22 protein-coding genes and 1 pseudogene are annotated in these 23169 nt (G+C 44.3%); 3 read left to right on the forward strand and 20 right to left on the reverse strand.

The genetic code is table 11. From position 1 onward, the window contains the following. Window positions 1-58: 58 nt before the first annotated feature. The 4 genes from AB4371_RS09345 to AB4371_RS09360 form a co-directional block, all read right to left on the reverse strand. A complete protein-coding gene (locus AB4371_RS09345; RefSeq protein WP_372149507.1) occupies window positions 59-1342 on the reverse strand; it encodes a TRAP transporter large permease subunit in 1284 nt (427 codons plus the stop codon). Window positions 1343-1351: 9 nt separating this feature from the next. Beyond that, window positions 1352-1897, reverse strand: a complete 546-nt coding sequence (locus AB4371_RS09350) for a TRAP transporter small permease subunit (RefSeq protein ID WP_372106116.1) — start codon at window positions 1895-1897, stop codon at window positions 1352-1354. Window positions 1898-2094: 197 nt separating this feature from the next. Then, window positions 2095-3189 carry a TRAP transporter substrate-binding protein gene (locus AB4371_RS09355; RefSeq protein ID WP_017060957.1) on the reverse strand — a complete coding sequence of 365 codons (1095 nt, stop codon included), beginning with the start codon at window positions 3187-3189 and terminating at the stop codon, window positions 2095-2097. A gap of 553 nt (window positions 3190-3742) precedes the next feature. Beyond that, a complete protein-coding gene (locus AB4371_RS09360) occupies window positions 3743-4135 on the reverse strand; it encodes a hypothetical protein (RefSeq protein WP_017063571.1) in 393 nt (130 codons plus the stop codon). 220 nt (window positions 4136-4355) lie between these two features. Between AB4371_RS09360 and AB4371_RS09365 the strand changes: the two are divergent. After that, window positions 4356-5153, forward strand: a pseudogene (locus AB4371_RS09365) (DUF2982 domain-containing protein); the annotation flags it as partial. Between the two features lie 114 nt (window positions 5154-5267). On the opposite strand, the gene AB4371_RS09370 reads toward AB4371_RS09365, so the two are convergent. The 15 genes from AB4371_RS09370 to nrfB form a co-directional block, all read right to left on the reverse strand. Beyond that, window positions 5268-5921 carry an MBL fold metallo-hydrolase gene (locus AB4371_RS09370; protein ID WP_017060954.1) on the reverse strand — a complete coding sequence of 218 codons (654 nt, stop codon included), beginning with the start codon at window positions 5919-5921 and terminating at the stop codon, window positions 5268-5270. Window positions 5922-6126: 205 nt separating this feature from the next. Next, window positions 6127-6675 (reverse strand): YcbK family protein, encoded by a 549-nt coding sequence (locus AB4371_RS09375; RefSeq protein ID WP_017060953.1) that lies wholly within the window; start codon window positions 6673-6675, stop codon window positions 6127-6129. A gap of 198 nt (window positions 6676-6873) precedes the next feature. Continuing rightward, the gene (locus AB4371_RS09380) at window positions 6874-8412 is read right to left on the reverse strand and encodes a murein L,D-transpeptidase (RefSeq protein ID WP_017066831.1); all 1539 of its coding nucleotides are present in this window, start codon (window positions 8410-8412) and stop codon (window positions 6874-6876) included. Window positions 8413-8492: 80 nt separating this feature from the next. After that, the gene (locus AB4371_RS09385) at window positions 8493-9581 is read right to left on the reverse strand and encodes a DUF1513 domain-containing protein (protein WP_372149509.1); all 1089 of its coding nucleotides are present in this window, start codon (window positions 9579-9581) and stop codon (window positions 8493-8495) included. Then, window positions 9571-10632, reverse strand: coding sequence for an imelysin family protein (locus tag AB4371_RS09390; protein ID WP_372149511.1), 1062 nt, complete (start codon window positions 10630-10632; stop codon window positions 9571-9573). The genes AB4371_RS09385 and AB4371_RS09390 overlap by 11 nt, the downstream gene beginning before the upstream one ends. A 158-nt stretch (window positions 10633-10790) precedes the next feature. Next, the gene (locus tag AB4371_RS09395; RefSeq protein WP_372149512.1) at window positions 10791-12179 is read right to left on the reverse strand and encodes a di-heme oxidoredictase family protein; all 1389 of its coding nucleotides are present in this window, start codon (window positions 12177-12179) and stop codon (window positions 10791-10793) included. A 111-nt stretch (window positions 12180-12290) separates the two neighbouring features. Further along, the gene (locus AB4371_RS09400) at window positions 12291-13550 is read right to left on the reverse strand and encodes an imelysin family protein (protein ID WP_372149514.1); all 1260 of its coding nucleotides are present in this window, start codon (window positions 13548-13550) and stop codon (window positions 12291-12293) included. A gap of 176 nt (window positions 13551-13726) precedes the next feature. Continuing rightward, window positions 13727-14323 (reverse strand): GTP cyclohydrolase II, encoded by a 597-nt coding sequence (gene ribA / locus AB4371_RS09405; RefSeq protein ID WP_009848836.1) that lies wholly within the window; start codon window positions 14321-14323, stop codon window positions 13727-13729. A gap of 249 nt (window positions 14324-14572) precedes the next feature. Next, window positions 14573-14749, reverse strand: coding sequence for a hypothetical protein (locus AB4371_RS09410; protein ID WP_017063565.1), 177 nt, complete (start codon window positions 14747-14749; stop codon window positions 14573-14575). 89 nt (window positions 14750-14838) lie between these two features. Further along, on the reverse strand, window positions 14839-15279 hold the full coding sequence (nrfF, locus tag AB4371_RS09415; protein WP_017060981.1) for a heme lyase NrfEFG subunit NrfF: 441 nt from the start codon (window positions 15277-15279) through the stop codon (window positions 14839-14841). Further along, on the reverse strand, window positions 15276-15830 hold the full coding sequence (locus AB4371_RS09420; RefSeq protein ID WP_372149516.1) for a DsbE family thiol:disulfide interchange protein: 555 nt from the start codon (window positions 15828-15830) through the stop codon (window positions 15276-15278). Before AB4371_RS09420 ends, nrfF begins: the two co-directional genes overlap by 4 nt. Further along, window positions 15823-17727, reverse strand: a complete 1905-nt coding sequence (locus AB4371_RS09425) for a heme lyase CcmF/NrfE family subunit (RefSeq protein ID WP_372149518.1) — start codon at window positions 17725-17727, stop codon at window positions 15823-15825. Before AB4371_RS09425 ends, AB4371_RS09420 begins: the two co-directional genes overlap by 8 nt. A gap of 128 nt (window positions 17728-17855) precedes the next feature. Next, a complete protein-coding gene (gene nrfD, locus AB4371_RS09430) occupies window positions 17856-18830 on the reverse strand; it encodes a cytochrome c nitrite reductase subunit NrfD (RefSeq protein ID WP_372149520.1) in 975 nt (324 codons plus the stop codon). A gap of 2 nt (window positions 18831-18832) precedes the next feature. Next, entirely contained in the window at window positions 18833-19519 is a 687-nt protein-coding gene (nrfC, locus tag AB4371_RS09435; RefSeq protein WP_048613593.1) for a cytochrome c nitrite reductase Fe-S protein, read from the reverse strand. 3 nt (window positions 19520-19522) lie between these two features. Then, window positions 19523-20107: a cytochrome c nitrite reductase pentaheme subunit gene (gene nrfB / locus AB4371_RS09440; RefSeq protein ID WP_372149522.1), complete on the reverse strand. Its 585-nt coding sequence runs from the start codon at window positions 20105-20107 to the stop codon at window positions 19523-19525. 481 nt (window positions 20108-20588) lie between these two features. Here nrfB and nrfA point away from each other — a divergent pair, with 481 nt between their 5' ends. Together nrfA and AB4371_RS09450 are read left to right on the forward strand one after the other, a co-directional pair. Continuing rightward, window positions 20589-22019 (forward strand): ammonia-forming nitrite reductase cytochrome c552 subunit, encoded by a 1431-nt coding sequence (gene nrfA, locus AB4371_RS09445; protein ID WP_372149524.1) that lies wholly within the window; start codon window positions 20589-20591, stop codon window positions 22017-22019. A gap of 125 nt (window positions 22020-22144) precedes the next feature. Next, complete coding sequence (locus tag AB4371_RS09450) at window positions 22145-22489, forward strand: rhodanese-like domain-containing protein (RefSeq protein ID WP_017063559.1); 345 nt, start codon at window positions 22145-22147, stop codon at window positions 22487-22489. Between the two features lie 25 nt (window positions 22490-22514). On the opposite strand, the gene AB4371_RS09455 is transcribed toward AB4371_RS09450, so the two are convergent. Then, the gene (locus AB4371_RS09455; protein ID WP_372138468.1) at window positions 22515-23144 is read right to left on the reverse strand and encodes a tetratricopeptide repeat protein; all 630 of its coding nucleotides are present in this window, start codon (window positions 23142-23144) and stop codon (window positions 22515-22517) included. Between the last annotated feature and the right edge of the window lie 25 nt (window positions 23145-23169).

A 23169-nucleotide genomic window follows, 5' to 3' on the forward strand; every position in this document is an offset into this window, starting at 1 on the left:
TTACTTTAGCAATTTATCGATAGCCGTTGAAACATATCATTCACATTCTTGGCTTCACTCACATTCCATAGAAAGATGGGAAAGCGAGAAGTGATCCAAGTACGAGGATTTGAATCAGAATGAACGGCATCACACCTCGGTAGATGTCCTTAGTCGTCACGCCTTTCGGTGCTACGCCTTTTAAATAGAACAAACTAAAACCAAATGGCGGCGTTAAGAAGGAAGTTTGTAGGTTCATCGCAATAAGGATAGCGAACCATGTCATGTTGATGCCCATCAGTTCAGCAACTGGCGCAATGATCGGCACGATGATGAAACAGATCTCTACGAAGTCGATGAAGAAACCCAGAATCAGAATCACCAGCATGGTAATGATCAGGAAGCCCCATTTTTCACCTGGCAGTTGTAGCATCCACTCTTCAACCAGATAGTCGCCACCAGTGTAGGTAAACGCCATTGAGAATGCCGTTGCACCCAACAAGATAGCAAATACCATCGCCGTTACTTTCACCGTCTCTTTCGACGCCTCGTACACCATCGACCAACTAAATTGACCGTAAAGCAGTGCAAGTATCATCGCACCCGCGCCACCTAATGCGGCTGACTCTGTTGGCGTAGCAACACCTGCGAAGATAGAGCCCAGTACAACAATGATTAACGCTAGAGGCGGAAGAATCGCTTTCAGTGCATTAAACACTTCCTGCTTACGGCTGATGGAGTCATCACGTTCAATAGGTTGAGCCGCTTTAGGGTGTAGCTTTGCGTATATCAAGATATAAACGATGTACGCGCCGACCAGCATCACGCCCGGCCAAATCGCCGCTTGGAACAAGTCGCCTACAGGAACACCTAGAACATCACCCAATAGAATCAATACGATGGAGGGTGGAATGATCTGCCCTAGCGTACCAGACGCACAAATAGTGCCGCAGGCTAAGCCTTTGTCGTAATTGTACTTGAGCATTACAGGTAGGGAGATAAGTCCCATAGCAACAACAGAAGCACCAACCACGCCAGTAGAAGCCGCAAGTAGTGAACCTACTAATACGGTTGAAATCGCGATACCACCACGAACGCCGCCAAACAGTCGCCCCATAGACTCAAGCAACTGCTCAGCAAGCTTGGTCTTTTGTAGAACGAGCCCCATAAAAACAAACAATGGAACGGCCATCAGAACCGTGTTTTCCATAATGGATTGAATTCGATATGGCATGAAGGCAAACATTTCAATGCCCTCAGCCCAAACACCAAAGATTAACGCGATACCACCAAAGGTAAACGCCACTGGGAAGCCAAGTAAAAGCGCAAACAAGGCTACGAAAAACATTACTATTCCAATCATGTTCAGCCTCTACTTATTCTTTGTATGAGTATTGTTTGCATGGATAAGGTGCGGATTAAAAATCTTGTTCAGCGAATGCAGGATTAAACCTACGCCACTGAGTGCCATTAAGAAGAATGACAGCGGGATCATAGCTTTGATGATCCAGCGATATGGCAAGCCACCGGGATCGCCTGAGGTTTCACCCAGTTCATAACTCTCTTTGGCAACATCGATACCAAACCAAGCCACCAGCAGGCAAAACGGAAGTAGAAAGATAAGCGTGCCAAGCAGGTCAATAATCGCTTGTGCTTTAAAGCTCAGTTGCTCATAGAACACGTCAACTCGAACATGGCCACCAGCCTTGATGGCATAAGGAACACCGAGTAGGAAAACGGCTGAGAAGAGGTGCCATTCCATCTCTTGGAAGGCGATAGAGACATCGTTGAAGGCATATCTCATGACAACGTCATACACGACGTTGGCGATAAGTAAAATAAACAACATACTGGAAAGCCATCCCAGTGCGTCACCGATACGATTAAACAGGCGTTCAATATAAATTAGACTTCGCATTCCCGACTCCATGGAATTTGAAAAGACATCGCGCAGCTGAGGTAACGAGCTGTAGGACGTAGAAAAGGTTCTTGAGCGTAATACAGGATTTATCCTGCTTAGTTATTATGTTTTAAATGAACCCTCGGCTTATTCACTCTTAAATACTCAATAAGAAAAGCTTCGGGTTCATTTAGATTCAGTTCAACAACTGTCGATTATTTCGCTTGGCTATTTAGATAAGCTCTATGTGAAATATCCGTCCATGAACGTACTTGCTCTAGGTAGCTTGCTTGTGAAGCTTGAATCTCTTTTGCTAGCTCATCTTTCTCAGCATGTGCAGCCAGTAGGCGATCGTTCGCTTCTTTCAGAGCAGACATAACCTCTGGTGGGAAATCTTTCACTTGTACATCTGGGTATTCTGTCTTCATTGAAACCCAGTTCTTACCACTTTCGTGCGTTGCTTGTGTGTACATGTCGTAAGCCGCAGTACGCATTGCAACACGTAAGATTTCTTGTAGGTCTTCAGGCAGCTTGTTCCATGTACGCTTGTTCACTAGGAATTGAAGCTCTGAACCCGGCTCGTGCCAACCTGTGTAGTAGTAAGGCGCGATTTTGTGGAAGCCCATTCGTAAATCCAGCGATGGACCTACCCACTCTAGTGCATCAATCGTGCGACGCTCTAGAGACGTGTAAAGTTCACCTGGGGCAATGTTCGTCGGTTTAGCACCTAGCTCAGCAAGAATCTCGCCTGCAAAGCCCGGGATTCGCATTTTCAGACCTTGTAGATCTTCAACGCTGTTGATCTCTTTTTGAAACCAACCCCCCATCTGGATATCCGTGTTACCACCAGGGAAAGACATCAAGTTATGTGGAGAGTAAACCTGCTCCATTAACTCCATACCACCACCGTGATAGAACCACGCGTATTGTTCTGCTGGCGTCATACCGAAAGGCATAGAAGTGAAGTAAAGAGTGTTTGGAACTTTACCTTTCCAGTAGTAAGAGCCTGAGTGACCCATGTCGTATTGACCAGACTTAACCATGTCAAAAACGCCAAGAGGTGCTTTGTGTTTGTTTGCTGAATCGATTCTGATTTGCAGTCGACCATTCGACATCTTCTCAGCCATCGCCGCCATGTTTTTGGTTGCATCACCGAAAACTGGGAAGTTTGGTCCCCAAGTTTCCGCAAGTTTTAAACGGTAAACCTTATCAGCGGCTGTAGCACCAGTAGCGACCAAAGCTAAACAAGCCGCAGCAGTTACTGCAACGTTTTTAAAAACTCGTGTGAGGGAGTTAGAAATGAGACTCATGTTCACGTCCTTTGTTGGGTTAACACTCTTTCTATGAGCATTTTTTATGATTCAACATAAGAGTGCACCGTGATGAGGCAACAAGATATCAGGGAGAGCACGCACGCATGGCGTTAACAAAGTTACGTATTAGACCAAAGGATTAAGTAGAACTACGTAGGAGATGATTGAATAGTGTCGATTTCAAAGGAGTTTGGATATTCACCAAGGCAATGCGTATTGATAAATACCTAAGTATTAATAATTAAATACTCTTAACAATTGATTGCCATTTCGTGATGAAGCTCTATTCATTGCTGTATTTTAGGGGAAAAAATCAAGGCTTTGCTCTCTTGATCTACCTAGCTAACGCCCTAATTTAGTGCTTGCTGATTCGAAGCACTGACACGAGACAACACTAATCAGTTAAGCCGTATATCGAATTGGAATTGAGATTATAGAGCCTAGGTTTAGGCTTGGATTTGGGCTCGGACTTGGCATAATGTGCCAGATACAAAAAAGCCTCGAAAATCGAGGCTTAAAAACTTAACGAAGCGAATGTAATCCCACAGGATTAGATAGCTTTGTAGATAACCTTGTTACCTGCTAGCTGCTCTTTCGCTACTAGGTTTTCTTCAAGAAGTTTTTTCAATGCGCCTGTTGCCCATGAAGCTGCTTTCGCGTCTTCTTGACCAGCTTCTAGGCCGATACCTTTAGGGTTAATGCCTTCAGCATTGCTAACAACGATGTCTAGAACTTGTTGTTGCTTAGGAGTCAGTGCTACTGCAACTTCTTTAGTTGCTGCTACTGATTTCTCTACCGCTGGTTTTGCTGCTACAGTTTTTTCTGCTACAACTTTCTCTGCGACAGGCTTCGCTTTTTTCGGCGTTGCCACTGCTTTAACTACAGCCGCTTTAGTGCGTTTCTGCAGTTTAGCCTGCACCTTACGCTTATGAGCAAGTCTCATTGAATATTTCTCCAGTTCACTGCTCTTTTCGCAGTGGTGAAAATTTGAAGCGCGATTTATACCAAAAAACAGGAGCTATTTGTAGAGTGAAGCGTCGAAAGTCGACGAAAAATACCGATATTGTCTACTAGCGTCTATTATTTAAACATCGACTTATCAATTCAGGGTCATATACACTGGTTATCCATCCAGACAAAAATATGAAAACTTGGTGTTACCTATGGACACTCGTCACCTTAGTAATTTCTCTTTGCCTTCATTCACTCGCTCGTACCGTATCCTCGCCATTATTTTAGGCTTCATTTGCTTGATCGTTTCGCTCTACAGTGACAATCCAAAGTTACTGATCGTGGGTGCTTTTTGCAGTATTGCGCTTCTGGGAACTGGCTACTATTTGATGCTGCGCAGCCGAGTGATGTTCACACTTACCCCGACTCATTTTCAGCAGCACTTTTACAAAGGGGGTTGGGTTTTAAAATGGAGTAACATCCAAAAAATTGGTCTTTGCACTTATGAACAAGATGGTTGGCATCAACCTCTGCCCTGGGTCGGAATTAAAGTAAAAGATTACTCGCCCTACCTCGATTCGATTTGCCCTAAAATAACTTGTGAATTATTGCTCAGCCAACGAGCACTTTTGTACTTAGGAGCCAAACAAGCAGGCAAAGAGTCCAACTTTGAGGATATGGTTCTCGACTCATCGCATTACCATGCGCGTTGTACTGAAAGTGGCTGTGTCGAACTAAGCCAATACAAAGAGTCGCAGAATACCGACAACGTAAATTTCAACGATAACCAATCACAGGACAACCTTGATTCACCGAATGAGACAAACAGTCCAAACGCGGTGATTAAAAACTATTCTGGATTGCAGGCGATGCTTGCCAACAGAATGAAATATCAAAGGGGCTTCCACGGTTATGACATTTTCATATCAACCCATGATTTGAATATGAGTGGAGAAGAGTTTGTGGGGCTGGCTCGACGCTACTTGGCTGCCGCTGAACGTCTTTCTGATGAAGGTTTACCAGTAAGTTCACACACAATAAAAAAGCTTAGCTTTCAGGACAAAAGCTAAGCTTCATTTTCAATCAATCGACACAAATAATCGGTTGGAAAATCAAAGATTTAATTAGTACAGAGGCATTTCATCTGCGACGAACGGGTTTGATGCACGCTCGCGACCGAATGTCGATTCAGGACCATGGCCCGGAACGAATGTTACGTCACTGCCTAGTGGCCAAAGCTTAGTCTTGATTGAAGCGATAAGCGTATTGAAGTCACCTTGTGGGAAGTCAGTACGGCCAATTGCGCCGTTAAACAACACATCACCCACAAACGCTAAACGAGCTTGCTCACTGAACAGTACAACGTGACCTGGCGTGTGGCCCGGCGTGTGAATCACATCAATCACTTGATTACCAAAAGTGACTTTGTCGCCCTCTTCTAACCAAGTGTTTGGTTCAAAAGCTTTACACAGTGGGAAACCAAACATCTGACTTTGATTCTCTAGACCTTGTAGCCAGAAGTTGTCTGCCTTATGCGGGCCCACAATTTCAACCTTCAAGATCTCAGCAAGTGGTACCGTACCGCCAACATGATCTAAGTGACCGTGCGTCAGTACCAAGTTCACAACCTTAACACCGAGTTCTTCAATGATAGCCGCGAGTTGTTGAACATCACCGCCCGGATCGACAACGATGCCTTCCATGGTTTCATCACACCACACAATCGAGCAGTTCTGAGAAAAAGAGGTAACAGGTACAACTTGATACTTAAGAGACATATACAAACCTTAAAGAGCGAATCTGGTGAACAACTCGAATATCGCTATGTTATTGGCAACAAACCCAACAATAACAAACTAAACAGCAACAAACTGAGCAGCAATAAACCGAATTATTAGAACAAACTGAAATTTGGGCAAACTATGACATTGGATGTCTACTTTGACAAGTGCCTACCGTATCACTCAATAACTCAGCTTAGCTCTACCAGCTGCGAACTGGACCAGTATCAATGTGGATGAAGTTACTACGAGCGTAATAACCAACACCACCTGCTTGCAGACTTTTAGCTACGTCTCTCAGTTCCTTTAAATCAACACCATCGATACGAAAATCGATCGCTTTACCAAGCATGTGATAGCTCTTTTTAGCGACACCACTCGACTTAGAGCGCAACGCTTCGTTGGTTGCTGGAGAGCGGTAGCCAGAGATGATTTGAACTTCTTTTTGAATACCCAGTACATTTTGAATCTGAGTGATCTGATCAAACAGGTTCTTATCCATTGGATGAATCTCATTGCGGCGGAAGTCACGGCACAGTTTGCTAAGGCGTGCCATCTCGTCACCAACATAGTTAGTGCCATCGAAATAACAAGTCTCTAATCGTTCACCAGTGTGAAGATTGTTCATGCTAATCGTTCTTGGTTGATCCGGGTATGAAGCGAAAGCGATAGAAGGAGTAAGAGAGGCGACTACAGCAGTACCACCAGCGTAAGTCAGAAACTGACGGCGTGAAAATAAACTTTGAGACATACAGCAAAAAAACCAATTAGATCGAACGAAAAATGCACGATACATAATGGAATTTGCTGCGTCAACGTACAAAAACCGTGCAAAACGTTAGTATTTGTAACCTTTGCACGGTTAGTTATTGATACTCATTATAATTTTATCAATAGAAGCTTGGTTGTCATTTTTCAGTCAAGATCACCTTTCTTGACCATATTTCAATCAACCGCCCTCTTTATCATATTGGTAGATATCACCGCGGTATTGTATGCCTCCTTCTTCAAACAACACGGTTTGATAAATGATATGCACTGGAATTCGCTTCTTGAGACGAACCTTAGTATTGGGCGCAAGTTCATCATCCTGATTCGGCACTTTCTTTACCTTAGTCGCAAATAACAACTCCGCGAGTTCCTCGGCATGCTCAACACGAATACAACCAGAGCTATAGGCGCGGAAGTCATCGTTAAACAAGCTTTTACTTGGGGTGTCATGGAGATAGATGGCTCGCTTGTTGGGCGTATTGAACTTATACAAACCCAATGCGTTACTAGAGCCTGCTTGCTGGCGCATTCGATAAGGAAAAGAGTTAAAGTTAATCGTTTGCCAATCTATCTCGGTAGTATCGACAGTTTCCATCGAACGCCAACCATCGATCACTTGAAAATTGTGTGTTTCAAGATAACTCTCGTCGGCTTTTACTTTAGGCAAGATATCTTTAACCATGATTTTCCATGGCACGTTCCAAGTCGGATTTAAGATAACCGAATCAAGCTTTATCTCTAAGAGTGGTGTTTTTCTCGATTTTCTCCCAACCACAACTTTAGATTCAAAAACCTCTTCCCCATCTTCCCAATACTTCATATCAAAACTAGGTACATTCACCACAATCAGTGAGTCTCTATTTCTTGGCCATAAGCGGGCACGCTCGGCGTTCAATGCTAGGGAAGTAAGTCGATCATCAAAGCCCATATTGATCCATTTGATCGTGTCTGGCCCGATGATCCCATCATCCGTAAGACCGTGCATGCGTTGGAAAGATTTAATCGCCTTTTGCAGATCTCGATCGAACTTGGGAAAATCGACCGCGATCATCGAGGTATCAACACCAACCAAAGCAATGCGCTCAACAAGAACCGTCTTGTCTGAAAGCTCGTCACCCAAGCGCTTCAAACCTTTCTGTCTATATCGTTCAATATTGAGTTCAGAGGCGGTTTCTAACACCGAATAGGTTGCTTTGAATTGGTCAAAATCCCCAACAGGCGGCGCGTAAGACAACACCATCTCCAATAAGTAATCATTGGCAACGCTGCTTTTTAAGCTCATCAGAATATGCGGAGAAGGCGCAGGTAATTTGGAATGCAACTTGCCCGAGAAGTACCAATCTTTACCGGCAAGCGGCGCATTTTCAACGTAGCTCAGGTAGTAGATAAAAGTATCGGTAAGTAATATGTCCAACTCTTGCCATTGAGCATGGGATTGATAGTGACGGATTTGCTTGAGTTGTCGCTCGAAGAGTGGTGCCATTTGCGCTTGTTCAAGAAGCGACAATTGGAACTCAAACGCTTTAACCAGCTCAGGAGAATCCCAAAGGATAGGCAGAGAAGTGTCTTGATAGATACTCTGTGTGAGCTCTGGATATATAAGCATGAAAGAGAGTTCTGATTCCGCCGGAATGAAACGGCTCTCGTCAGAACTCGCATAGCTCCATGCATGCACGGAAACTAACACCAATAATCCACAGAAGTATTTTGCTAACATGCTTAACTCCGTCACCAACAATTCCATAAGTATGGCAAAGAAACGGGAGTAAGCATGTTATTTTTTAAGGGATTTATGAATCAAATTGCACTCCAGTGATTATCCCACTGGACCGATGATTGCTGAGTTGATTTCTCATAAGGCTTGCGCTGGCTAACCACACTGCCCGCCCCAGAGCTTAATCGAAACTCACCATCAAACAGCACAGCACCAGAAGCGTCAGATAATGCAGACAGTTCTACTAATTCTTTGGTCTCTTTCGACCAAATACCGTAGCAATTGCCTCTTGGCGAAGTCGCAATAATCCAATCGTCTGACGCCGCAATACTGGCGATATAGTGATTGAACCTTGCCCATTGCTCAGGCTCTGCGTTCAGTGATTCAAACTGGCCGCCTTTAGTATGCATCGCCAATAGCGAAGGATACTCATCTGGTTCAGCACGATATTGCTGGCCACAAAGTACCGTTTCAGCACCATCATGGGCTAAATGTCGAATGCTCAGCTTCTTATCCAACAATTCAACCTGATCAAGTAACACACCTTCAGGAGAAACATAACTCAAGCTCGGCAGCATCGAATCGAGGTTTTTCGGTGTTCTACCATCAGTATGAACGCCACCAACGCCGATCGCGAGATTACCATCCGGCATGATGATCACTTCATGTGGGCCGATACCGAAACCAGTGAACTCTTCGACCTTACGATAGCCTTGCGCGACATCGTAAACGCCAATCACGCCTTGGCTGGTGTCGGTTTTCCCTTCGGTGGCATACAGTAACTTGCCATCTAATGAGTAAACCCCATGACCATAGAAGTGGCGGTTGTTACCTTTGACGACCATTTTGATCTGCTGACCGTTTTTATAGTCAAACACCATAAAATAGTCACCAGGACGACGAGCAAAAACCACCGCATGCGATGAGGTTGGGCAAATCGCGACGCCATGGCCACGATTGGGGATGGGAAGTTGGCTCAGTGGCATGCCAAATTCGTCAGCCACAACTGCAGAATATTGACCACGACCATTAAGCGCACAGCCAATCAGTTGGGGATCGTTCGACGCACTCACCCCATCCTTTCGAGTCGCACACCCAAACGGAAGCAATGGAACAGCTGCACAACCCAGTGCAGCCTTGAGTAACGATCTTTTCGTATTATCAGTCACCATCGGTAGCATTAAATCCTATTACCACGCCAAGCTCTATCGCTACTTCTTCATGAATCAGGTACTTCAAACGTTCTAGTTTGTTGTATTGAGTCAGCACCTCTCGGTAGCCCTCTTTGCTCTGTAATAGAGTAAACAAGCTAGAGTCTGTAGGCCAAGTATCTAAGGTTAGCGTGAACTGGGCAGCTACACGATCGGCAAGGTCATTTAAGCCCTTTTCTCTCAATAAACCATCAAGACCATTACCATCTGCTAAGTACAATTTCTCTAGCGCCGCTACGTTCGATTTCAGCTGAGTCATTGAGGTTTGAGCGCGCCATGATTCCGAGAAGTAAGGGCGTGGATGACCAATTTTAGCCATCGGACGACTCAGTTTTTTCATGCTGTAATCAAGTTGGTTGGTCAATAAAGCGATGTATTCAGACTCCCAGCGAGTCTCGTCTAGCGCTAGCCAAGGGTTAACCTGCCATGCCTGTGCAATCGAAGATGACTTAATCGCTAAGTTTTCAGTAATCGCTTGTGATGATTGGCAACCTAGCGCTTTATCTTGAAGCAGTGGCGATTGCTCGTCATAAAGCGACCATTCCAACGCACCTAGCCCTTGAACGGTCACACTCTGCTGCGCGATTTCGTCTTGAGTCCAAGCTTTGTTCTGCTGAGTTAGCTGACGCATCTTAAGACCCGTCGTGTTCTTTTTGTCTGGCCAGAATTGAACATTCCAGCTCTCTTCAAGCGCTGCTGTTGGGCCTCTTTCTTGGCCTTGTAGTGCCATCCAGCTGTTCATTGTGATCTGCCATTGATCTTTCAAAGCGTCTAACTCAACGTTATCCGTTTCACAGTAACCTTGCATCAGAGCTTCTAATTCGCTCGATTGCTTCGCGAATAGCACCGCTGAATCAAACTCTTGTTGATAGACACTGCGACTGATGTGGTCGGTCGTGTCTGCTTGATAATACACACCGTTAACCTCAGATGAAGCGGCTTGCTCACCCGATGATTGGCAGCCTGCCATAATTAATGCCGACAAAGGCATTAACAAAAATTTATGTGTCATGCTGTTACCTTACTTCCTAATTTTTCTTTTAATTATATGAGTTCATTAAATACGAAACGACCGCTGGCCTCGTATTGCTACAAGTTCAGCGGTGCTAAGTGGTTTGATAGCGGCTTTCTTAAGTCACTAGCCGTTAACTAAACTGAATTCAACTCAGCCTATAACGAGTTTAAGAACGCCAATAGCGCTTCACGCTCGCTGCTACTAAGAGCTAAAACGTTTTGTTTCGCCATTTCTGCTTCACCACCATGCCAAAGCACAGCTTCCATAACATTTCTCGCACGACCATCATGAAGTAAGAAGGTGTGACCATTCACTTCTTTGGTATAGCCTAATCCCCATAAAGGTGTTGTACGCCATTCTTGGCCATTCGCAAGATACTCAGGGCGATTGTCCGCTAAGCCTTCACCCATGTCGTGTAGCAACATGTCGGTATATGGGCTAATTAACTGATTAGATAATGCAGACAGACCTTCACGCTCAGCCGTGCGGAATTCAGCTTGGTGACAACTTTGACAACCAGCGTCTTTAAACAGCTTTTTACCTTGTACGACAGCTGGGCTATCGACATTACGACGAATAGGTACTGCGAGATGCTGCGAATAGAACTCAACAAAATCTAAGATATTGTCACTGACTTCTGGCTCGCCACCATTTGGAAAATCATCACAGGTTGATTGCGCTGATGTGCAGTTTTCATTCGGAAATAAGCGGCTTGTCAGGCCTAAGTCACCGTTAAATGCCGCCGCGTTTTGCTGCATTAAGTTTGGCTGCCCGGCTTTCCAACCAAAACGACCTAGCGCCATTTCATTGGTTTGAACATCAAGAACATAGTTAGCTTTACCCGACACACCTTGCTTGTCAGCAAATTGCTGCTCTGCAAATCCTAGAATCGTTTCTTGTGGGATACTTTCAAGCAGACCAAGACCAATCATTGGCGGCGCCACTCGAGCTGAAAACTCGGTCTTAGGATGCATCTCGCCGAAAGCAAGTTCAGTAATATTTAAAGTGGGTTTACGCAGAGTAACGACGGTGCCGTCTTTGAATTCAACAGGAACATCCGTGTAGCTAATGTTCACTTTGCCCTCTGGTTTTACACCTTGAAGCGCAAAATCTTGTAGCTGACCGCCGTACGTCGGCTCTGGAATTCCACCATCTCGAATGAAGGCTTGTCGCTGCTCAGGCGTTTCAGCCGGAATGCTTAAACGAACCAACATGGATACTGCGTTCTCATCTCCTTCTTCTGGCGCGTGACCACGACCATCTTTGATGTGGCAGTTTTGACAGCCGTTAGTATTAAATAGTGGTCCTAACCCATCACGAGCATCGGTTGATGACGGTGCAGGAACCCAAGGGTTTCTAAAGAAGCTATTACCTACGCTGAAATCCAAGCGCTTACTCATTGGTAGATTGGCTGCGGGAAGGGAAAAAGCGTTCGCTCCTTCTTTCTTCACGGTCGTTTTGCCGCCAGAGTAGGTTTCATGAGCGTGTAATGGAGATACGAAAAACAGTGCGGTTAATAGTGAGGCTGAGAGATACGACTTCATACATTGCCTTGCTGTGTTTTTGATTTTAGTTTTTATGTGGGTGTGGCTTTCTTGAGGATCAAACAATTAAGGGCTCAATCAGAGCCCTTACATTTGTGTCGGCTCGGGTTCTTAGAACTCATGATCCGCTGTGTCTGGGTTTAGGCTATCAATGCCAATCACACCCGCAGCACGCTCAATAGCCGCTGTTTGAAACACTAGCGCAACAATTGTTTTGTTTACTAGTGCATTACCCGCAGCGTTGTCAGCAGCGATTAGCTGATCGAAGTGCTGGTTGTTTTTCTCTGCAGACGTTACTAATTCGCCTACTTGTGCACGTGCTAGGTCAAACTGCTTTTGAATCTCTTTCGCAGCTTGCTCATCTTTTTGCTCTACTAGGTCGAACAGGCTTGGGCCGGAAAGCAGAGTACCGTCTTCACGCTTGTATAGACCCGTGTAAACGTTGTAGATGCCTTGCTCGTTGTAGTAGTGAGAGTTGTGCGTGTTATCAGAGAAACAATCGTGCTCGTCTTCAGTAGAGTTTGCTTCTAGTGCAACCTTCATACGCTCACCCGCTAGCTCACCTAGAGACAGTGAACCCATGCCAAACAGCATTTTACGAAGACCATTCTCGCTAGATTCTGAAAGAAGCTCTTGACGGTAGTTGCCTTTCTCGCCTTCAGCCCACTGCTTTTCCATCCATTCTAGGTCTTGGATAAGTAGCTCAGCAGATGCTTTTAGGTATGCGCCACGACGGTCACAGTTGCCGTTAGTACACTCAGCGCCAACAACGAAATCAGTGTAAGCACGCTCACCTGCACCGCTGTTTGTACCGTTTAAATCTTGGCCCCAAAGTAGGAATTCAATTGCGTGGTAGCCAGACGCTACGTTCGCTTCAGAACCACCGATCTCGTTCAAGTCTGCGATTAGCTCAGGGGTGATGTTGGTTGCATCAACGGTAGTCTGACCAATTTGGAAAGTCTTGTTAGCCACGATGTTTGCGCTAGCGCCTTCGTTACCAAGTTCATATTGGTAATCAGTCGAAACATAATCAATCAGGCCTTCATCTAGTGGCCATGCGTTCAGTTGGCCTTCCCAATCATCAACAACAGCGTTGCCGAAGCGGAAAACTTCTGACTGTTGGTATGGTACGCGAGACTCAAGCCAAGCTTGTTTTACTTGTTCGAAGTTGCCAGCAGAAGGAGAAGCTAAGAAGGTATCAATAGAAGAGTTCAACGCTTTTGCTGTAATTACTGAATCTGCAAACACTGCATGCGCAATATCTGCGTAATGTTCTACAACTTGATCTTGAGTTACTGCTGCGAAAGAAGAAGCAGAGGCAAAAATGAGTGACGAAGTTACGGCTTTTGTCACTAAAGATTTAATGGTCATGAAGCATCCTTGTTGAGCTTTAAATTATTATTCGTAGTAATAGTGCAAACCATTATCATTTGCACTACGGATTGAAATAATACAAACTTACAATTTTATTGCAAGATAAATACAAAAAAACCTCACATATGTGAGGTCTTTAAACATTTTTATGTTAAGCGTAACAAAGAGGCTAATCAGATATCCAGATTATGCTTACCGTGTGAGACTTTTGCCTTCAGGTAGCTTTCATTACCCGATTTGATATGAGCAGAGGTATTCACCACTTCTTCAATCTCAATACCAAAAGATTTTAGCTCATTGATCTTCTTAGGGTTGTTGGTGACTAAGCGGATTTTTGTAGTACCTAAGGCGCGTAGCATTTCAGCAGCTTCAGTAAAATCGCGTAGATCATCGCCAAAACCTAGGTGGTTGTTGGCTTCATAGGTGTTCATGCCTTCGCTTTGCAGACGGTACGCATCGATTTTGTTGTACAAGCCAATACCACGACCTTCTTGGCGAAGATAAAGGATCACCCCACCCGTCTCACCCATAATTCTAATGGTTTCGTCTAACTGCTCGCCACAGTCACAGCGAGAAGAATGGAAAACATCACCAGTCAGGCACTCAGAGTGCATACGAACAAGAGGTATGTCTTGTGTCTTGTCTGCTGATTTAAATATCACAGCAACATGCTCTTTATCTGTTTTCAATCCATGAAAAGACAGAAGTTCAGCATCTATACTGCTTGTTACCCCTACTTTGAAATCTATTCTGGCACGCACTTCCGCCATAGCTATACTCACTTGAAAATTCGATGTATTTAACAACACTACATTATATGTCTAGGCAATATTTTGTAGCTAACTATCTAATGATAGACACTATGAGGCTGTTAACAATTTTTTTCAAGGTCGACCTCGTACAAATTGTTATAATATAACAATTATTTTTCACATAAGAAAAAACCCCACATTGGGATGACCAACATGGGGTTATAAATTAATCAGTTGCGGCTAAGACTACGATTTTTTACAGAACGATCAACTTACTTGAGTTTGCTTCCAGATGACAAGCTGAACCCAAGCGTTCTCTAATTCGGTTAACTCTTCTTGAGTAAGCGTAGAAATGCTCGACTTTGCACTGTATTTTTCTGCCCATTTATCAGATCGGACATGAGTATGGAACTCTTTCTTTAAATTTGAGATTACGTTATCCACAGATACATCCTTATATAGCAGTGCTTAGCCTTTATAATCGGTTAATGTTACAAAATACAGGTCAGTTGGTAAACAGTAATACACAATTTTTATGAGCTCTTCCTAACACTTTTTACTGATAAATATATAAATAAGAGAAGTAATAGGCTCGGTAGCAACCAAAGTAATAGATTTGAAGCCGTCATTGCCGGTTTATAAAGTACAAACTCACCAAATCTTTCCGTCATATATTGAGTAATTTCACTATTACTCTTCCCTGCTTTCACCATATTGAACACAACAAGACGTAAGTCTTTTGCTATTGGTGAGTTGGATTCAATCAGATTTTGGTTTTGACATTGTGGGCAGCGTAACGTTTTCGCCAAGCTGATAGCACGTTGCTGTTGTTCTGGATTATCAAACTCAAACAGTTCAACTTGAATACTCGTCTCTTTATTACTGGCAGTAAAAAGATCTTCAGCCATAGTCGGAAGGCTAATCACTAAAAGCGCTGACAGCATAAACAACGTTTGTATTAGAGACTTCATCATCCATTCACACCATCAAAATACATCGCAAGCTCATCTTTCCATACCGTTTCATTAATAACGCCCAATAGCTTCTTAATGATCTGGCCATTGGCATCAACCAAATACGTTTCAGGTGTGCCGATTACGCCCAACTCTAACGCTAACTTGCCTTGAGGGTCACTGATCACGGTTGAGTACGGGTTGCCATCGTTCGATAACACGTTAATCGCAGCCCCAGAGTTATCTCGATAATTGAGCCCGACGATTGGAATACCTTTATCGTGAAGTTGAAGCAAAAATGCGTGTTCGGTTTTACATATCCCGCACCAAGAAGCCCACACATTAACAAGTTGATAAGGATGTTGCGTGACATCAGTGAGCGTAATGTCCTGCTGACCACTGACGCCTTCACTATTCACTAACGCACTCGATGTAAATTCTGGAAATGCCCTTTGTTGTTCAGACACCATGGTCGATTGCTGCTTATTATCAAGCGCAAAGACAAATCCCAGCACCACAATCAATGCTAAGGCAATTAGAGTAATTAGCTTGTTACGAACGCTGTTATGCATACTGTGACGCCTTAACGGTTTTCTTTTTACGATGAGTCAATGAGAGCAAAGCGCCGATAATGGAGAACAGCCCACCAAACCAGATCCAGCGCGCATACGCCTTATACTGAACACGAAATGCGTAAGCGGTGGAATCGACTTTCTCGCCCATGGTGATATAAACATCACCATGCCAGAACCATTTCATTGCGGGCTCACTCATGTTCATAACTCGAACTTGGTAGTGTCTTCTTTCCGGCGAAATAGGAAAGCACTGCTCGCCAGACTCTAGGCTGAGTATCGCTTTTTCTGCAGTAAAGTTTGAAGCGACATACAACTCCGTATCACGATGAGAAAGCGTCCAATCCATGAATTCGACTTCTACACCCGGGCTTAACTTATAGCTGCGCTCAAACGAGTGGTAGCTATTCATCGCGGCACCTACCGCTAACACTGAAACCCCAACATGGGCAAAGGTCATCACCCAGACTTTGCGTTGGAACTTGGAACTGCGTGTTACCACCAAGCCATACACATGAGTGAGTAAAACCCAAAATGCGAGTGACCATGTCATCAGAGCCATCACTTGAATCTTCTCTACTTGCAAAACGTAACAGGCGAACCCGAGACCAATAGATGCTAGAGCGATCAACGTAATAACGCCTTTCGATGCTTGAGGCTTAATACTCAGCAATGGGGCAAGGCCGACGACAGCCAACGCAAGCAAAGCCAAAGGTGCAATCAAGAGGTTAAAGTAAGGCGCACCGACCGAGATATTTCCCAGTCCAAGCAGTTCAAATATCATGGGATAAAACGTGCCGAACACAACCACGATTGTGGCCAATACAAAGATGAGTACCGCAACTAAGCTCAAAAAGCTTTTGCTGGCGAAGCTGGTAATCGGGCTTGATTCAAAAGATTCCCCTCTGACGATAAGCAGAGAAAATGAACTCACCAGTACCAGAACTAATATAAGAAGCAGTGCGATACCTTTGGTTGGGTCGACGGCAAAAGCGTGTACCGATGTGAGTACACCAGAACGAACAATGAAGGTGCCTAAGATACTCAAACAAAACGTAATGAAAGCGAGACTGAGAGACCATTTCAGTAACTGTTGTTTGCCCTTAGCAACGCCTAGGCTGTGCAGTAAAGCGGTCGAAGTAAGCCACGGCAACAAGCTGGCATTTTCAACCGGATCCCAGAACCACCAGCCGCCCCAACCTAATTCGTAATACGCCCACCAAGAACCAAGAATGATCCCTGCAGTTAAAAAGATCCAAGCAACTAAACACCAACTGCGACAATGGGCAACCCAATCAAACTCAATAGGATCAACAAGCAAAGCCGCGACAGCAAATGCCAGCACCACAGAAAAGCCGACATAGCCAAGGTAAAGCAATGGAGGGTGAAAAATCAGACCGACATCTTGCAGCATTGGGTTAAGGTCACGCCCTTCTAGCGGCAATGTCGTGTTCATTTCAAACGGATTTGATGCGAATAAGGTGAACCAAGCAAATATCGCGAGCAGTAGATTCATCACCCATAGCACTCGGCTTTGGTATTCATTCGAATACTGTTTTTGTAAGGCGATAACGGCAGACCAGACGCTGAGTGTCAGTACCCAAAATAACAAGGAGCCTTCATGGCCTGCCCATACGGCTGCTAACTTAAAAAATGAGGGTAATTGAGTATTTGAATGCTCAGCTACATATAAGATAGAGAAGTCATCACTGATAAAGGCATAGCCAAGCAACGCGACAGAAGTGAGAGAAAACAGCGCGCTTGAAAGAGAGAAACTGCGGATTAAACCTAGATTTTGCGTCCGTTTATTTAGCATTTGGTAAAACGAATGCACACCAATAATGCTGCTGAGTACAGCAACCAACACCAAACTAAACAGCCCCAAAGAACCGACCATATCACCTCAATAAGGCTCCGCTTGAGCAGAGCCGATCTGAACACCCATCTCATGTTTATTAAGAACATGTTCATTAATAAGCAGATATTTAGTATCCAACATCTGCTCACTAATAAACTTGAGCGAAATTAAGCTATCGTTAACTGCCCTGCATAAAGGACAAAAGTTCGCAGCATTAATACGCCCATTAGGCTTAGTGAAGTCACCGAGAAAATATACACCGAGCTATGGCGGATCGAGGTTGGTGTAACGGCATTCAGCAACAACGGTAAAACCATGCCAACACCGATAACTCCATACCAGAACCAACTCGCCCAGAAACCACTGCCGATGGCGTTCCATACGGCTTGCTCACTTTGACCACCAGCGAAGATAAGCCCAGTAAAGAAAGTAATCAGAACAAACAACTCAAACATCACGACCGGACGTTCGAACCCATGGATCCATGAAATACTCGGGCTATGAGGTGATTCTTTAAAGACCAACACACCAAATAAAATACACGCCGCCGCTCCCGAAGATAAGCTCGAGAATAAGAACAAAATCGGCAACACTGGGTTATTCAACAGTGGGAAGGTATTTAAAGCTGAAAGCAAGAATCCGGTATAAGCGGCAAGCATTAGAGCAAGAACAGCTAAGAATATTTCCAAAGCACTCTCAAACACTTCTAATTTGCCAATCCAGTTACCGACGAAATCGAGTCGTCCTTTTAACCATGTTTGGTCATTTAAAAATACGACGATTTGATCTCTAAATATAATGCCGATCCAAAGAAATAAGATCACCATATACACTTGGAATAAGATCACACCCATCGACATCACAGACGTCGGATTATAGAAGATCATGATCTTCCAAAAGGATAACGGTTTTGTCAGGTGGAAAACCAAGATCAGTAGGCCTGAAATGATCCCAAATGGCGCAAGAAAAGCGGTCGCCTTTAACACACCATTATGAGCAGGATCGCCTTCAATGACCTTACGTTTTAGGTAAATGGAGATCATTACGGCACCCGCCGACATCCCCGCGAGAAATAGATAGATAGCTATAATCCAGTCCCATACCACGGTACCAGACTGAAAAGCTGTGTCCCATGCACTCATAATCAGATCTCCCCTTTTTGGTGTGGCACTTTATAGAGTTTTGGCTGAGTACCGAGATAAGCTTTATCTCTGTAAACCACCTCAGATTTAAGCACCTGATTTATCTCACTCTTAGGGTCATTTAGATCGCCAAATACTAACGCATTGGTCGGGCAAGATTCGACACAAGCCGGTAACTTCCCTTGTGCAAGATTGGTATCACGGCAGAAGTTACATTTATCTGCGGATTTGTTCTCTGGATGGAAAAAGCGCACTTGATACGGACAAGCTAATAAGCAATAACCACAACCGACACACTTCTCTTGATGAACATCGACAATGCCGGTTTTTTCATCTTTGTAGGCCGCCCCTGTTGGGCAAACCATCACGCAGGGCGCGTTATCACAATGTTGGCAAGAGTTACGAGTAAAACGGTAATCAACATTTGGATATTCGCCTTGGGGTTCGCTCTTAATAATCTCTAAGCGCGATACGCCTTCAGGCACTTTGTTCACTTCACGACAAGCTTCTGTACAAGCGGTACAACCAATACACGCGGTCTCGTCATGAATCATTCCATAACGTTTAGCCCCATCCTCTTGAACATTGGCCAACGTTTTACGACTTGTCACCGCCGCCGTTCCCGCAACACCTGTGGTAAAAATAACGGCACCTGCGCCAGCTAAAAAGTTTCTTCTTGAGCAGCTCATAGATTACTCCCCTTCTTTCTTCTGGTTGAAGTCTGAATGGCAATCCACACACAGCTTGATGGTTTGCTTCTTATCTAAGCCCAACACCTTTGCTTCTGTCGCATGAACATCATGGCAGTTTGAACACGTTAAGTTTTGCGTATGAACGTCGTGGGTCCAGCTCGCTTCGCGCAGATCATCAGGCTTGTGACAATCGATACACTGGCTATTGGCATCTAAAATTAAGCTAGGATCTAGGTAAACCTTGTCGGTACCTGGTTGTGATTGAGCCTCACGATACTTCACCACTTTAGGCGCGCCTTCGCGGTGGTCGGGGCTAATAGAACTATGACAGTCGGTACAATTTACTTCACGGCCAAGCAAAGCGTGTGCACTTTCACCATGTGAACCCAATACCGTTTCTTTTGAATCTTTATGGCACTGAACACACTTGTAGTCTTTGTCACGGATTAATTCGACTTCATGTCTTGTTGATTCCCCTACTGGCGTAACAGCAGGCTCAGCAACAGCATGAATGGAATAACCATAGAGGCAGAATGCTAGAAGGGATTTAAGCATTATGACTATGGCCAATTTAATATTGCCCATTTTATCCTTTCCTTATACCGGCATTATTTAACTCTCAACTAAATAATATTCCGGTTAAACAAAAGTACCCTTAAACGATATTATTACCGTTTAAATGATATCAATTCTTATTTTGGATAAGCCACAACGCTTTCTATAGTTAGAATATACCTCTAATTGGGTAATACGAAATTTCGATAGGTTAATCTGTGAACGCAATCACCCTATTTATATCATGGTCAATTTAGGTAATTGATTGTTATATATGATAATAATTCTCAGTTAAATTCTAATTAAACTAACCACCAATACCACTTTAGGGTTATATAAACTTCAACGTGACTAAGGTCACTGCCATTAATTGATCTGGGACAATCTATATCCAACACGTAACAAAATGTGTTTGTTTATGAATTAATATAAACAGGAATTCTCCAGTTCTTAATTTGAATAGCAAACTCACAACGCTTGGTATAAAAATCAGTATATTGGAGATATCACTGTGAAAAAGCATTGGATACGTAATTCGGTCACAGCACTATTAATGGTTAGCGCGTCATTAGCAAGCGCGACCAGTTTTGCTGCGTCTGAACAAAAAGAAATTGGCGATCCTCGTAACGATCAGTTCGAGCAAAACCACCCAGATCAATATCATTCATGGAGACAAACTTCAGAAAGCGAAACCATTGAAGACGCACTAAAAGAAGATCCCAACATGGTTATCATGTGGGCTGGCTACGGGTTCGCAAAAGACTACAACAAAGCGCGCGGCCACTTCTATGCGATTGACGATGTAAGACAAACCTTGCGTACTGGCGGTCCGACCGACGAAAGCTCAGGTCCAATGCCAATGGCGTGTTGGAGCTGTAAAAGCCCAGACGTAGCACGTGTTATCGAAGAGCGTGGCGAAGACGGTTACTTTGAAGGTAAATGGGCACGTCTTGGCAACGAGATTGTGAATCCTATTGGCTGTGCAGACTGTCACGATACCCAAAGCGAAGGCTTTAAAAATGGTGAGCCAGCACTGAAGGTGACGCGTCCTTATGTTGAACGTGCGTTCGATGCGATTGGTAAGAAGTTTGAAGACCAAGGTCGCTTAGATCAACAAGCTTCCGTTTGTGCTCAATGTCATGTGGAATACTACTTCACAGGGCCAACAAAAGGCGTGAAATTCCCTTGGGACAAAGGGACTCGTGTTGAGCAAATGGAAGAGTATTACGATGGAATCGGCTTTAAAGATTGGACGCACAAAGTATCTAAAGCGCCAATGCTAAAAGCACAGCACCCTGGCTATGAAACGTGGCGTGAAGGCATTCACGGCAAAAACAAAGTTGCTTGTGTTGACTGTCATATGCCGAAAGTGACCAAAGAAGATGGCACCGTTTATACCGACCATAAAGTGGGTAACCCATTCGACCGCTTCGAAGATACGTGTGCAAACTGTCACACTCAATCTAAAGAAACCATGCGTAACATCGTTTCAAGCCGTAAAGCGCAAGTGCTAAACATGAAGCTGACCGCTGAGAAACAAATCGTTGCCGCTCACTTTGAAGCAGGCGCGGCATGGGAGGCTGGTGCAACCGAGCAAGAGATGGAACCTATCCTACTGGATATCCGTCACGCTCAATGGCGTTGGGACTACGCTATTGCGTCTCATGGCGTTCATATGCACGCTCCTGAAATCGCTCTAGAAGTGCTAGGTACTGCCGTTGACCGCGCAGCCGATGCTCGTACGAAGATTATTCGTCTACTAGCGAAGAAAGGCATCACTGATCCAATCGAGATTCCAGACATCTCGACCAAAGAAGCGGCTCAAAAAGCGCTTGGAATGGACATGGATAAGATGAACGCTGAGAAACAACACTTCTTAGACACGGTTGTTCCTAAATGGGAAGAGCAAGCTGAAAAGCGTGAAGCTAACTACGAATACTAGTTCCTTCAAATAGACCAATAAGATAAAACCAGTCACACTGTAAAGGTGTGGCTGGTTTTTTAGATTTGGGCGCACTCAACCGTCCCAATTTCACATTACCTTTTAGCTAATTCAAGGAACAAAGAATGAAGCACTTACTTTCGCTTTCGGCATTATGCATCGCATTAACAAGTTCAGGACTTCACGCCTCAGAACGAGCAGAAACAGGGTGGGAAATGATTGAGGAAGGTGCGCTGGTCGTTGATGTCAGGACACCAGGAGAGTTCAAGCAAGGTCATCTGGACAATGCGATTAACTACCCTCTTTCTGAAGTCGCTACGCACTTTGCCAGCATAGACAAAGCTCAACCTATCGTTTTGTATTGCCGCAGTGGTAACCGCTCAGGACAAGCTTACCAGTATTTGAAAGCTCAAGGGTTTACACAGATCCACAACGCTGGCGGTTTAATTGAGATGCAAGAAAGCAAATAATCTCGAAATTACAGATAGTGCCCGTTTAACGGATCATTTGCTTAGCTTGGTTGATCGAATGGATGATAGAGACACGATCAATGCCTTTCTGGTTAGAATCGAGAATTTGAGTCCAAGCATCGATCGCTTGTTGGTAGCGCATGCTGATGAAGTGATCGGTCGCAATCAGCATCAATGCCGTACGATCATTGTGATCAAGCTGCATTGAGTGATCCAATAACGCATTCACGTCATCGCTCATAGCTTGAGAGCTAAGATAGTAAAGTGCAGTTGCTTTGGCAGCATAAAGCCCGGAAGGTGCTTGAGGATCTAATCGAATCGCGTAGTCATAGCAGGTGAACGCTGCATCAAACTCCCCTTTCTGCATATACACACCACCAAGCTTAAACCACAAGTCGGATTGATTCGGATCTTGCTTGAGTCTTTGCTGCAGCTCATCTTCGAAATCTGTTGTGGTGTAATTTTCGTTGTCATTGGAAGGAGGCTGAGGCAGCTCTTGCTTCATTTGAAACCAGATAATACCACTGAGTAGCACTGCGGTGAGTGATATAAGAAGGTTCCCCTTAAGGCTACGACTGTTTTTGTTTGATGCAACGACAATCACCACCAAAAATAGGCTCATCAATAACAAAGCAACCAGTAACCAGATATCCATTTTACTCTCCCTTTTTATCCGCCCA

The organism is Vibrio sp. 10N.261.51.A3 (assembly GCF_041471965.1).
Classification (GTDB): domain Bacteria; phylum Pseudomonadota; class Gammaproteobacteria; order Enterobacterales; family Vibrionaceae; genus Vibrio; species Vibrio crassostreae_C.